This window comes from Shewanella cyperi, assembly GCF_017354985.1.
GTDB lineage: Bacteria > Pseudomonadota > Gammaproteobacteria > Enterobacterales > Shewanellaceae > Shewanella > Shewanella cyperi.
Genome location: NZ_CP071501.1, coordinates 3480189 through 3492826, shown reverse-complemented (window position 1 = coordinate 3492826; position 12638 = coordinate 3480189). Strand labels below are relative to the sequence as shown.

At 55.7% G+C, this 12638-nt stretch carries 9 protein-coding genes; 5 read left to right on the top strand and 4 right to left on the bottom strand.

The features are described 5' to 3' along the window. Window positions 1-133 precede the first annotated feature (133 nt). On the top strand, window positions 134-679 hold the full coding sequence (locus tag JYB84_RS15510) for a hypothetical protein (RefSeq protein WP_207320917.1): 546 nt from the start codon (window positions 134-136) through the stop codon (window positions 677-679). Window positions 680-1000: 321 nt separating this feature from the next. Here JYB84_RS15510 and JYB84_RS15505 read toward each other — a convergent pair whose 3' ends face one another. Then, entirely contained in the window at window positions 1001-4081 is a 3081-nt protein-coding gene (locus JYB84_RS15505; protein WP_207320916.1) for an efflux RND transporter permease subunit, read from the bottom strand. Between the two features lies 1 nt (window position 4082). After that, complete coding sequence (locus JYB84_RS15500; protein WP_207320915.1) at window positions 4083-5162, bottom strand: efflux RND transporter periplasmic adaptor subunit; 1080 nt, start codon at window positions 5160-5162, stop codon at window positions 4083-4085. A gap of 127 nt (window positions 5163-5289) precedes the next feature. Between JYB84_RS15500 and JYB84_RS15495 the strand changes: the two genes are divergently transcribed. Further along, window positions 5290-6228: a LysR family transcriptional regulator gene (locus JYB84_RS15495; protein WP_207320914.1), complete on the top strand. Its 939-nt coding sequence runs from the start codon at window positions 5290-5292 to the stop codon at window positions 6226-6228. 34 nt (window positions 6229-6262) lie between these two features. Here the strand turns inward: JYB84_RS15495 and JYB84_RS15490 are convergent, their stop codons facing one another. After that, the gene (locus JYB84_RS15490; protein WP_207320913.1) at window positions 6263-7639 is read right to left on the bottom strand and encodes an MATE family efflux transporter; all 1377 of its coding nucleotides are present in this window, start codon (window positions 7637-7639) and stop codon (window positions 6263-6265) included. Between the two features lie 274 nt (window positions 7640-7913). On the opposite strand from JYB84_RS15490, the gene JYB84_RS15485 reads away from it, so the two are divergent. The 3 genes from JYB84_RS15485 to JYB84_RS15475 all read left to right on the top strand — a co-directional run bounded on the left by JYB84_RS15485 (window position 7914) and on the right by JYB84_RS15475 (window position 12070). After that, window positions 7914-8204, top strand: coding sequence for a co-chaperone GroES (locus tag JYB84_RS15485; RefSeq protein ID WP_207320912.1), 291 nt, complete (start codon window positions 7914-7916; stop codon window positions 8202-8204). A 56-nt stretch (window positions 8205-8260) separates the two neighbouring features. Beyond that, the gene (groL, locus tag JYB84_RS15480; RefSeq protein WP_207320911.1) at window positions 8261-9901 is read left to right on the top strand and encodes a chaperonin GroEL; all 1641 of its coding nucleotides are present in this window, start codon (window positions 8261-8263) and stop codon (window positions 9899-9901) included. Window positions 9902-10522: 621 nt separating this feature from the next. Next, window positions 10523-12070 carry an Eco57I restriction-modification methylase domain-containing protein gene (locus JYB84_RS15475; protein WP_207320910.1) on the top strand — a complete coding sequence of 516 codons (1548 nt, stop codon included), beginning with the start codon at window positions 10523-10525 and terminating at the stop codon, window positions 12068-12070. A gap of 287 nt (window positions 12071-12357) precedes the next feature. Here JYB84_RS15475 and JYB84_RS15470 read toward each other — a convergent pair whose 3' ends face one another. Continuing rightward, window positions 12358-12615: a hypothetical protein gene (locus JYB84_RS15470; protein ID WP_207320909.1), complete on the bottom strand. Its 258-nt coding sequence runs from the start codon at window positions 12613-12615 to the stop codon at window positions 12358-12360. Window positions 12616-12638 lie beyond the last annotated feature (23 nt).

Below are 12638 nucleotides of genomic sequence, written 5' to 3'. Positions count from 1 at the left end.
CGGCCAAAGTCAGTCTTTCGACTGCTGTTCGCAATAGCCTGTGACCAGTAGCTTATGCAACACCACAGCCATGACTGAAACAGACATTGCAGGACAGCAATGGCCAACACATAAAAGGATAAAAGGGACTGCTATGTTAAGGATAATAGTGCTGCTCGGCGCCCTCGCCGGGGCCATCTTCGGCTACCGCCATTATTACTCACCCCTGCCGCTGCAAAGCCACTTTATGGCCACTGTGCCGGTCAAGCTCAAGCTGCTGCCGGACCCCAAGGTCAGATCCGAAGGCTCGGATCAAATCAGCCTGGAAGAAGTGACCACCCAGAAAAACAGCAAGGACCCCCTGGTGCTCACCGCCATCAGCCTCAGCACCGCCTTCGATACCTATGATGAGCAGGATATCCTGGAACTGGCGCTGGAAGACATGGACAAGTTGGGCGCCATCATTGGCCAGGCCAGCCGCAATAAAGCCCGCGTGGTGCGTCGTGGTTTTATCGACTATCAGGGCCACAAGGGCTATGAGGTGGTGTATGAACTGAATAAGGACAGTGGCAAGGAGCAGATGATCCAGCGGGTCTTTACCCACGACAACCATATGTTGATGCTGATCGCCAGCTATGAGCCCTCGGCCCAGCGCGAAGCCACGGTGGAAAACTTCTTTGCTTCGTTGGAATTCCTCTAACTTATTCGAACGCTCCCTTTGGGAGCCATGAGCCCTCGGCACTGTTTCAACCCGAACAGGAAGCCAGGGTAGAAAACTTCTTTGCCTCGCTGGAATTCCTTTGAACCACTCAATGGGTTCATGAGCCCTCGGCACTCTTTCAACCCGAACAGGAAGCCAGGGTGGAAAACTTCTTTGCTTCGCTGGAATTCCTCTAATACTCTTTATCGCCGAGCGCTTTAGCGGCCCAAAAAAGAAATGACCGAACGCTTGTGTCCGTTCGGTCGCGCCGGGAAGCGTTTTTTCATGCCGCGGACCAAGGCCCGCGACCTTAAAGCCGGGTTATGTCTGTGGTTCACCTCCCGGGACGACCCTGAAGAACAGGCTGTAGATCAACGGCAGCACTATCAGGGTCAGCAGTGAGGCGAACCCCAGACCAAAGATGATGGTGATCGCCATGGAGCCGAAGAAGGCGTCGGAAATCAGCGGCAGCATCCCCAGCATTGTGGTGATGGCCGCCATCATGACCGGCCTGACCCGGCTGACACAGGAGTCCACCAGGGCGGCGTAGGCGGGCTTGCCTTGGCTCAGTTCCAGGTTTATCTGATCCACCAGCACTATACCGTTCTTAATCACCATACCCGACAGGCTCAGCAGCCCCAGCAGCGCCATAAAGCTGAAGGGCGCATCGAACAGCAACAGGCCCGCGGTGACCCCAATCAGGGCCAGCGGCACTGTCAGCCAGATCACCAGCGGCTGGCGCACCGAGTTGAACAGGAACACAGTGATCAGGAACATCACCAAATAGCCCATGGGGATGGAGCTGAACACCGCGGCCTGGGCCTCGCCCGAGGCCTCGAACTCGCCGCCCCATTCCAGGCTGTAGCCCGCCGGCAAGGGTATGGCCTCCACCTTGGCCTTGACCTTGCGCAGCACCGAGTCTGCTGTTTCGTTCGAGCCCAATTTAGGATCGGCCATAACTGTCAGCACCCGCTTGCGGTCGCGGCGCATCACCAGCGGATTTTCCCACTCGGTCGCAAACTCGCTCACCAGCTGGGACACGGGCACAAAGCTGTTGTACTCAGAGCTCCAGATCTGCAGCTTCCACAGGTTGTCGGCCTGCAGCCGTTCGTCCGCCGGTGCCCTGGCTATGATGGGCAGCGAGTGGCTCGCCTCCCGGTACAGGCCTATCTGCTTGCCGCTGAAGTTCAGCAGCAGGGCATCGTCGAGATCCTGCTTGCTGAGGCCGCTCTCCCGCGCCCGGGCGTTTTGCAGCTGGGGCCGGATCAGCGTCACCTGGTTGCGCCAGTTGTGGTGTACATCATCCATGGTCGGTTCGGCGGCAAAGATGGCTTGCGCCTGGGCCGCCAGGTTGCGCAGCACCCCGGGGTCGTCACCGTAGAAGCGGGCCTCTATCTTGGCGGCGGGTGAGGGGCCGTTTTCCAGGTTCTTGAGCCTGTACCTGGCCTGGGGAAACTCCTGGTTCAGCCATTGCTGCAGCTTGGGCATATAGGCCTCGAGCGACTCCAGATCCCGCATCTCCACTATCAGTTGGGCATAGGCAGGATAGGCCTCCTCCGGCTGGTAGGGCAGCACGAAGCGCTGTGCCCCCTGGCCTATTACCGTGGTGATCCGCTCAAGGCCCATGTCCCGACTGTCGCCGCCGCTCAGCAGCGCCGCCTCTATGTCGGCGGTAAAGCGCTCGGTGGCCTTGATATCCGTGCCCTCCGGCAGCCAGACATCGACGAAGAAGATAGGCGTGTTCGAGGCCGGGAAGAACACATTCTTGATGTGGCCAAAGCCCATCACGGCCGACACCAGCATGGCGAACACCAACAAGAGGCTCGGCAGGCGAAAGCGCAGGGTGAAGTTCAGCGCGGCGCGGTACAGGGTAAAGAACCAGCCCCGGTAGGGATCGGCGGCCTCATCCTCCAGGCTTGTCCCATCCCTGAACAGCAGATGGCAGAAGAAGGGCGTGAGGGTGATGGCCGTTATCCAGCTGATAAACAGGGAGATCAGCAGCACCTGGAACAGGGAGCGGCAGAACTCGCCGGCGGCGTTTTGGGACAGGCCTATGGGGGCAAAGGCGATAATGGCGATAACGGTCGCCCCCAGCAGCGGCCACTGGGTCTGGGTCACTATCTGGCTGGCGGCCTCAAGCCGGCTCTTGCCGCGGCGCAGGCCTATGATGATGCCCTCGGTGACCACAATGGCGTTATCCACCAGCATGCCGAGGGCGATGATCAGCGCCCCAAGGGAAATCAGCTGCAGGTCGATGTTGAGCAGCTTCATCACGATAAAGGTGCCCAAAATGGTCAGCAGCAGTATAAGCCCCATCAGCAGGCCGGATCTCAGTCCCATGAACAGCAGCAATACGGCTATGACTATGGCGATGGACTCGAGCACGTTGAGCAGGAAGCCGCTGACAGTGTCGTCGACCGCCAGGCTTTGGTTGTAGACTGTGTCCAACGTCATGCCCAGGGGCTGCTCGGACTCCAGCTCCGCCAGTCGCCGGGTTATCCTGCTGCCCACTTCCACCACGTTGACGCCACTGGAGAAGGCAATGCCCAGTGACAGCGCCGTTTGCCCCTGGTTGTGGTACAGCAGGGTGGGTGTCTCGTCAAAGACCCTGTCAATTGTGGCTATGTCCCCCAGATGAATAAGCTCAGTGCTGCCCGGCGGGCTGACAATCAACCGCGCCAGATCCTGCACGCTGGCGAACTCGCCGGTGGGATGGATGCGGATGCGGTTATCGCCCAGCAGCAGGCTGCCGGCGTTGGACACCACGTTTTGATTCTTGATAAGGCCATAGATATAGCTCTGGTCCAGTCCCAGGGCCGACAGCTTTTGCTGGGAGATCTCAATTACCACCTGCTCGGTCACGGCACCGGCCACTGAGACCTTTTTCACCCCGGGAACCAGCACCAGTTCCCGGCGCAGCAGATCGGCATAGTTGTTCAGTTCACGGCTGCTGTAGTCCGCCCCGGACAGGTTCAGCAGTATGCCGAAGACGTCGCCGAAGTCGTCCATCACCTTGGGGGTGCCTGTGCCCGGCGGCAATTGCCCGGCTGTGTCATTGACCTTGCGGCGCACCTCGTCCCACACCTGGGGCAGGCTGTGTTTGTCGTACTTGTCTTTGATCTCTATGCGGATCTGCGACAGACCGGCGCTGTTGATCGAGGTGATGTGCTTGATGCCGTCGAGCTGCTGCAAGGCATCTTCCAGCGGCAGTGTCACTTCCTCTTCCACCTGCTCCGGTGAGGCACCGGGGTAGGCGGTGATCACCAGGGCTTCCTTGATGGTGAACTCGGGAAACTCCAGCTGGCCCAGGCCAAAGAAGGCCAGGCTGCCGCCGAGCAGCAACAGCAGGGCAAACATCCAGCTGATGACCCTGTGGCGAATCGAATATTCAGCAAGATTCATCTTAAACCCCACGCTGCCAGTGCAATGGCTTGACCTTCATGCCGACGCTGAGTTGGGCCACGCCGGCGCTGACGATTTGATCCCCGGGCTTCAGGCCGGCGAGGATCTCTATGCCCTGGCTGCTGACCCGCCCCAGGGTGACGGGTACCGGGGCCACCAGGCCGGAATTGGCCTGATAGCGCCACACCTGCACCAAACCATCGCTGTCACTCTTGTCCAGAGCCGACACGGGCACTATGGCCAGAGGTTGGGTCTTGCCATCACCCAAGCGCAGGCTCAGTTCGGCGCTCATGCCCGGCAGCAATTGCACGGCCTCGGGCTGGGGCAGGGAGAACACCAGCTCATAGGCCTGGGTGCCCGGGGTTATCTGGGTGGAATACTCCTTGAACCTGGCCTTGAAGCTGTGGCCGGGGAAGGCGCTGAAGCTGACGCTGGCATCGAGCTCCTTGAGCCCGCTCGCCTGTTTCAGCGTCGCCAGCAGGGATTCGGGCACCTGAATGCTCACATCCAGCAGGCGGTTGTTCTGCAGCGTCAGCACAGTCTGGTTGGGCTGCACTTGCTGGTGGTTGTCCACCAGGCGCTTGGCGACAGTGCCTGAAAAGGGTGCGGTCAGGCGGGTGTAGCTCAGCTGATCTTTGGCCGCCGCCAGCGCCGCGGTGGCGGATTTCAACTGGGCCTGGGTGGCATCAAAGTCGGCCTGGGAAATCAGCTTTTGTTCCAGCAGCGCCGCCTTGCGCTGATGGTCGGCGGACAGCAGCTCGTGCTCGGCCTCGCGGGTCATCAGGTTATTGCGGGCATCCCTGTCATCGAGCCTGGCCAGCAGGCTACCCTCGGTGACGCTTTGGCCTTCCACCAGGGCCAGCTCGGTCAGCTGGCCGGAGATCCGAAACGACAGATCGGCACGGCTGTTGGCCGTCACCCGGGCGGGAAAGCTGCGTTGGCTTTGGGCGGCGAGATCCTCAATGGTGAAGAGTTTCACCGGGCGGATCACAGGTGCTTGCATGGCGCTCTCGGCCGGCGTGCAGCCGGAGATGAGCAGGGGCACTGTGAGTGCGAGTGGCAGTATCAAGGCAGATTTCATCGGCGCTGTTCCTGGGTTGTGGCGGGAAAATTCAACAGGCGCGAAGATAGCAGTTTAGGAGGTTGCACTAAACGGGATTGTTTGGAACTATAGGTTTCATAATTTGAGACTATCGCTGACATGGATAATGAAAACCGAAGATCTGGCCCTGTTCCACCGCATAGTTGAGAGCGGCAGTCTGGTGACAGCCGCAGACTTGCTCAACCTGCCCAAGTCAACCGTGAGCCGCCGCCTGCAAAGCCTGGAGGAGGAGCTGAACGTCAAGCTGTTCCACCGCCAGAGCCGGGCCATCAGCCTGACCGCGGCCGGCAGCCTGTTCTACCAGCGGTCACTGGGAATATTGTCACAGCTGGATGAGACCCTGATTGAGATGACAGGGGACGATGCCGAGCTCAGCGGTCACTTAAGGATCCAGATGTTTCCGCTGCCGGAAACCGTGGTGCTGAACCGCTTGATCTTCCGCTTTATGGCCCTGCATCCCAAATTGACCGTGGAGGTGATAGACAGCACCGAAGTGGTCGACATGGTGAAACATAATCTCGACGTGGCCTTTCTGATCGAGCAATCCATAGAGGGGCAGGACGTGGTGGCCAAGCCGGTGCTGACCACAGAGCTGGGTTTTTTCGCCAGCCCGGACTACCTGGCACACCACGACGAGCCCCGCACCCTGGAGGATATCGCCGCTCACAATGTCGCCCTGTATCGCCTTATCAACGGCAAGGTATTCAACGAGGTGGAGGTGGGCACAGGGCCCGATACCCTCAAGGTCAGGGTCCAGGGTAACTTCTGTACCAACAACCTGATCATGGCGCGGGAGTTTGCTCTGCAGGGCAAGGGCATAACCTATCTGCCGACGGAGATGTGCGATACCTATCTGGTCAGTGGCCAGTTGCGGCAGCTGTTAACCGGTTACCAGTCCCATAAGGGCGAGTGTTTTCTGGTGTACCCGTCCCGGCGGTTCGTCAGTCTGGCCTGTCGCCGCTTCGTCGACTTTATCCTGCAGGAACTGACCCCGGACGGCAAACCCCTGCCAATGCGAGTGGCCACAGGTGCCGAGCCGATTTAAACCTGTGCCTAAGAGCATCCAGGGCTGAGCAGCCCTAGTCCTGGGCACTGCCGCTCAGTTGTCCCGCACTTATGGCCGCGCCGGGCTCGCTCACCCTGCCGGCCAAAATAAAGCAGGCCAGGCCCATCAGGGCATTGGTCAGCGGCAGCGCCAGCATCAGGCCCTGCACCCCGTAAAGGTAGGAGCCCAGCGCCGCCAGCGGCAGCATCAGCAGGAACAGGCGGCAGACGTTGATCACCAAGGACGCCATGGACCTGTGGTAGGCGTTGAGCGAGGTGGCGACGATAATCACCACCCCAAGTGGGCCGTAGGCGGCGGGCAGGGCGATAAGGTAAAAGCTGAGCCAGTCCACCACCTTGGGATCGCTGCTGAACAGGGCGGCAATGGGGTCCGCCAGCAGCAACAGCGGCAGGTACAGCAGGGTCTGGAAAAATAACACAAACTTGAGCGCCAGCATCAAGGCTTCGCGGGCCCGCGCCGGCTGACCCGCCCCCAGGTTCTGGGCGATAAAGGGCATAAGGCTGGAAGAGAGCGCCATCACCACCATCAAGAGCACGGATTCGATGCGGGTACCGGCGCCAAAGGCCGCCACGGCGCCGTGATCGACCCGGGCCAGCATGGCCATGATCACCGCATTGGCAATGGGATTCATCAGATTCATCAGCGCCGCCGGTTGGGCGATGCGCGCCAGGCGGCGCCAGTTGTCTTTGAGCCTGGACCAATCGGCGTCGGCGAACACTATCATGTTGCGTTTGACTATCAGCAGGTAGCCCGACAGAAATGCCGCCAGCAACCAGGACAGCAGCGAGGCGATTGCTGCCCCCTGGATTTCCAGCCGCGGGAAGGGACCTATGCCGAAGATCAGCAAGGGATCCAAAATCAGATTAATCACCGCCGCCAGGGCCATGATCTTGGCCGGTGAGTGGGTATCACCGGTGGAGCGCAGCCCCTGGTTGCCCACCATCACCATCACCAAGAGCGGTGCGCCGAGAAACCAGACAAACATATAGTCGTGCACCAGGCTCAGGCTTTCGCCACGGGCGCCGAGCAGGCTGAACAGCGGGCCAGTAAACAGGCTGCCGAGGGCGCAGATCAGGCTCACCAGGGCAAAGGTCAGCAGCAGGGTGTCGTGCAGGAATACCTTGGCCTCGCCGCTGTGGCCGCCGCCAATCAGGCGCCCCAGCAGGGTCGAGACCCCGGCGCCTATGCCGACGGCTATGCTGGACACCACCAGGGTGACGGGAAAGGTAAAACTGATGGCCGCCAGCGCCTCGGTGCCGAGCTGGCTGACAAAGAAGGTATCCACCAGGCTGAATCCCAGAATCGTCAAAATCCCCACCAGGTTCGGCAGGGTCATTTTCAACAATACTGCGGCAATGGGTGCGTGCAGCAGCCCGTGCTTGTCTCTCATGGCCTGGATGTGTCTCTTATCACCTGGAAGTGTCTGGCATGGTGTGGCTGGCGCGACTTGGCGCTTTCATCGCGTGGCAGCGCAATTCGCGCGCCGATCTTAACAGGAATGGCAGGCAATAAAAAATTCACCGCAAAAAAATCCAAAAATTTTTTGGTCCCCGGACTTGTATCCCAAAGCAGCCATCCCCATATAGTTTCCATCCTGCAGCCTGGCTGCACATGTAAACATAACCGCCTTGATATTGGGCAAAAATCATTAGGAGACTCCATAGATGAATATTCGTCCATTACATGACCGCGTCATAGTTAAACGTCTCGAAGTGGAATCCACTTCTGCCGGTGGCATCGTCCTGACCGGCAGCGCGGCCGAAAAATCTACCCGTGGTGAGGTTCTGGCCGTGGGCAATGGTCGGATCCTGGAAAACGGCACAGTACGTCCGCTGGACGTGAAGGTCGGTGACAAGGTGATCTTCAACGAAGGTTACGGCGTCAAGAAAGAAAAAATCGACGGTCAGGAAGTGTTGATCCTCTCCGAATCTGACCTGATGGCTGTGGTGGAATAATCCCCTCTCCATAGTGACATTTCAGTTTAACGCAAAGAATTTAAAGGAAATTAAACATGGCAGCTAAAGAAGTTAAATTTGGCAATGACGCTCGCGTGAAAATGCTCGCCGGTGTGAACGTACTGGCCAACGCGGTAAAAGTGACCCTGGGTCCCAAGGGCCGCAACGTGGTGCTGGAAAAGAGCTTCGGCGCGCCGCTGATCACCAAAGACGGTGTATCCGTGGCCAAGGAAATCGAACTGGAAGACAAGTTCGAGAACATGGGCGCCCAGATGGTGAAGGAAGTGGCTTCCAAGGCCAACGACGCCGCCGGTGACGGTACCACCACTGCGACCGTACTGGCTCAAGCCATTGTTAACGAAGGTCTGAAGGCCGTTGCCGCCGGCATGAACCCAATGGATCTGAAGCGCGGTATCGACAAAGCCGTTATCGCCGCCGTGGAAGAACTCAAAGCCCTGTCCCAGGAATGTGCCGACTCCAAGGCCATTGCCCAGGTAGGTACCATCTCCGCCAACTCTGACGAGTCCATCGGTCAGATCATCGCCACCGCCATGGAAAAAGTGGGCAAGGAAGGCGTGATTACCGTTGAAGAAGGTCAGGCGCTGGAAAACGAACTGGACGTGGTTGAAGGTATGCAGTTCGACCGTGGCTACCTGTCTCCTTACTTCATCAACAAGCCAGAAACCGGCTCAGTGGAACTGGACCACCCCTTCGTGCTGCTGGTGGACAAGAAGATCTCCAACATCCGCGAACTGCTGCCTATCCTCGAAGGTCTGGCCAAAACCGGCAAGCCGCTGCTGATCGTGGCCGAAGACGTGGAAGGCGAAGCCCTGGCGACTCTGGTTGTGAACAACATGCGCGGTATAGTGAAAGTTGCCGCCGTTAAGGCCCCTGGCTTCGGTGACCGTCGCAAGGCCATGCTGCAGGATATCGCTATCCTCACCGGTGGTACTGTGATCGCCGAGGAAATCGGTCTGGAACTGGAAAAAGCCACCCTGGAAGACCTGGGTACCGCCAAGCGTGTGGTCATCACCAAGGACAACACCACCATCATAGATGGTAACGGCGAGCAAGAGCAGATCAAGGCTCGCGTGGGTCAGATCAAGCAACAGATCGAAGAAACCACTTCCGACTACGACAAGGAAAAACTGCAAGAGCGTATGGCCAAGCTGGCCGGCGGTGTTGCCGTGATCAAGGTTGGCGCTGCCACCGAAGTGGAAATGAAAGAGAAGAAAGCCCGCGTTGAAGACGCCCTGCACGCTACCCGCGCCGCCGTTGAGGAAGGTGTGGTACCAGGCGGCGGTGTGGCCCTGGTGCGCGTTGCTTCCAAGATTGCCAACGTTGAAGTGGCCAACGAAGATCAGAAGCACGGTGTGGTTATCGCCCTGCGCGCCATGGAAGCGCCACTGCGTCAAATCGCTACCAACGCCGGCGAAGAGGCCTCTGTGGTTGCCAACAACGTCAAGAACGGCTCTGGTAACTACGGTTACAACGCCGGTAACGACACCTACGGCGACATGCTGGAAATGGGTATCCTGGACCCAACCAAGGTAACCCGCTCTGCACTGCAGTTCGCTTCTTCCGTGGCCGGTCTGATGATCACCACAGAAGCCATGGTAGCCGAGCTGCCAAAGCCTGAAGCCGGTCCAGATATGGGCGGCATGGGTGGTATGGGTGGTATGGGAGGAATGATGTGATAACTCACATCATTTGACCGACGCCTAACGGCTCAAAGAAAAACCCAGCTTCGGCTGGGTTTTTCTTTACATGGATGTAATTATCCCCGATTGCCATGGATGGTAATTGAGGGGGAGTTTATTTACCGTGTAGGAAAAGGCCCGCGCATCGAACGCGGGCCTTTTCCATTTAAGGGGTATCTGCCGGGGGCGGGAGTTGTTAAATGTGATTGGCATGGCTGCCGGGGGATGGTGTGGCTAATTGCCTGCCGCAGGCCTTCGCACAGGCACCCCAGTGACACGCTGTGAATACGTCCCTGTACGCTCAACGGCGACGTCCTGTCGCCGATGGTCACTGGTGCGCCTGTGCTGGGAGTGGGTGTCCCTCTTTGGCCTTGGGGTGCTGTGTGCAGGTCTTTATTGAGTATCCAGATACTTATGGAGAGCATTTAAAATGCTCTGTTCTCTGTTGTTCATAGGGTTAAATACGCCTTGAATCCAAAGGGGGTTTTATTCATGTTTTTGTTACTAATGAATTTTATAAAGTCTTAAGTTGTGCGCGTATTCATTAGGAGTGAACTCTTTGAGAATCTGCCAAATTGTGCCACAATCTATATACTGTACAAAAAACCAGTTATTGTTATGACCAGCACAGCACAAGAAATCATACCGAGTGCATCCGAACAGCTTCAGCAGCAAGTAGATGCAATCAGAGAACACGCTAACACTCTACTTGATGAAAGTACTAGAGGTAGCAAGGGACAATTTATGACTCCTAGCTCAGTAGCTAAGTTATTGGCTGGTCAGTTTGATAATCTCTCTGGGGAACTATCGATACTTGATGCTGGTGCTGGCATTGGCTCCCTCACCACTGCTTTGATTGCTAGAAGTATTGCCGAATTTAGTCCAATCAGTGTTACCGCTAACACTTGGGAGCTTGAGCCTGTTCTACTTGATTATCTTGGTCAATCTTTAGCCTTGAATCAAACATTGTGCGAGCAAGAACAGATCCAGTTTGAATCAAATGTACATCCCGAAGACTTTATTTCCTCAGCAGTGGAGCTGTTACAAGCAAGACAACGAGGTGAGCAAACGGTCATTTTCAACAAAGCGATTTTGAATCCTCCTTATCTGAAAATTGCGGCATCAGGGAGAGAGCGTAATCTATTGCGTAATGTTGGGGTTGAAACCGGAAATCTTTATTCGTGTTTTGTTGCGCTGGCTCTAATGCTGTTGGAAGATGGAGGGGAGCTGGTTGCAATCACACCAAGAAGTTTCTGTAACGGTCCTTACTTTAACGATTTCAGAAGAGTTCTGCTTGATCAAAACGCTTTGTGTAAGCTCCATGTATTCGAAAGTCGAACCCGCGCTTTCAAGGGGGATAAAGTACTACAAGAAAATATAATTTTTCATGTAGTTAAAGGGAGATCTCAAGGTGATGTCGAAATTACTTCTAGTACATGTGCGGATGACCCTGAACCACAGATTAGAATTGCGCCGTTCAATGAGGTAGTTAGTCCTAGCAACCCTGACAGATTCATTCATGTAGTGACTAATGACTTTGAAGCGCAGATAGCAAAGCGTATTGGTGGTTTGCCTTGTTCATTGGACGATTTAGGTATTAACACGAGCACAGGCAAGGTTGTTGATTTCAGAACACGTGAAAATCTACGTCAGGATCCTGATGAAAATTCTGTCCCTCTAATATTTCCGGTTCATTTTGACAATGGCTCAATTGATTGGCCGCAAAAAGGTATCAAGAAGCCAAACGCTTTAGCTAGGAATAGAGATACTGAAAAACAGCTAGTGCCAAACGGCCATTATGTCCTAACGAAGCGTTTATCAGCTAAAGAAGAGAATCGTCGTATTGTCGCTTCCATGTATACCCCCGATATTGCTGACGTAGAAATGGTTGGCTTTGAGAATAAGACCAACTATTTTCATGCTAACGGCGGACCTTTAGAGCCTTATTTTGCTAAAGGGTTATGCGCTTATCTTAATAGTACTTTAGTTGACCAGTATTTCCGTCAGTTCAACGGACATACTCAAGTTAATGCGGCAGATTTAAGAGTCTTACGTTATCCAAATACCTTGACGCTTGTGAGGTTAGGGCAAGCTGTTCAAAGCTATGACCAAAAACACATTGATGAGCTTATTCAGGTGCTAATTGATGACCACTATGCGAGCTAGCTTAAGAGGCTTAATTGGCCCCAATCTGGCAGGCGCCTACCAAATTGAGTAACTGCCAAGTCTGGTTTGAAACAGTACATAGGAGGATGTTCAAAGTCTAAATAGTAATTCCGTATTTTAGGTCGCTGCGCTATCGTTACCTCTACATGAGATATTGAGCACGCATCTTGATCTGGGCATTGTCACAGCAGACTTTGCCATTAATGGTTGAAATGTCTTAAACGGCAAGGCTTGCGGCAAAATGTAGAACCATTAGGATCAGTTGGTTAGAGTCATTTCCTTTTGTTTTAAGCTGTATAGATGTTAGATTTCCAGATGGTTACGTCACAACCGTGGCTTTCTTTTTGCCTCGTTGGTTGGACACGCCCAGTCTTTTCGATAATGCCCTCACGCTTTACAGCATTCATAACAGGTCCCAACCAACGCGCTTCCAGAGGCTTTGGCAATCCAGCATCCCAAATGTCGTCTGGCGTAAATTCCTCTTTCGACTCCGCGACTTTAACTACCGTTTCAAAGGCAGCTTTTTTCCACGCTTCTTTATCCATTAATACGACCTTGTGATTTAATT

Coding starts and splice junctions, on each gene's coding strand:
- groL (WP_207320911.1), top strand. CDS start 8,261: ATGGCAGCTAAAGAAGTTAAATTTGGCAATGACGCTCGCGTGAAAATG.
- JYB84_RS15510 (WP_207320917.1), top strand. CDS start 134: ATGTTAAGGATAATAGTGCTGCTCGGCGCCCTCGCCGGGGCCATCTTC.
- JYB84_RS15470 (WP_207320909.1), bottom strand. CDS start 12,615: ATGGATAAAGAAGCGTGGAAAAAAGCTGCCTTTGAAACGGTAGTTAAA.
- JYB84_RS15475 (WP_207320910.1), top strand. CDS start 10,523: ATGACCAGCACAGCACAAGAAATCATACCGAGTGCATCCGAACAGCTT.
- JYB84_RS15500 (WP_207320915.1), bottom strand. CDS start 5,162: ATGAAATCTGCCTTGATACTGCCACTCGCACTCACAGTGCCCCTGCTC.
- JYB84_RS15490 (WP_207320913.1), bottom strand. CDS start 7,639: ATGAGAGACAAGCACGGGCTGCTGCACGCACCCATTGCCGCAGTATTG.
- JYB84_RS15495 (WP_207320914.1), top strand. CDS start 5,290: ATGAAAACCGAAGATCTGGCCCTGTTCCACCGCATAGTTGAGAGCGGC.
- JYB84_RS15485 (WP_207320912.1), top strand. CDS start 7,914: ATGAATATTCGTCCATTACATGACCGCGTCATAGTTAAACGTCTCGAA.
- JYB84_RS15505 (WP_207320916.1), bottom strand. CDS start 4,081: ATGAATCTTGCTGAATATTCGATTCGCCACAGGGTCATCAGCTGGATG.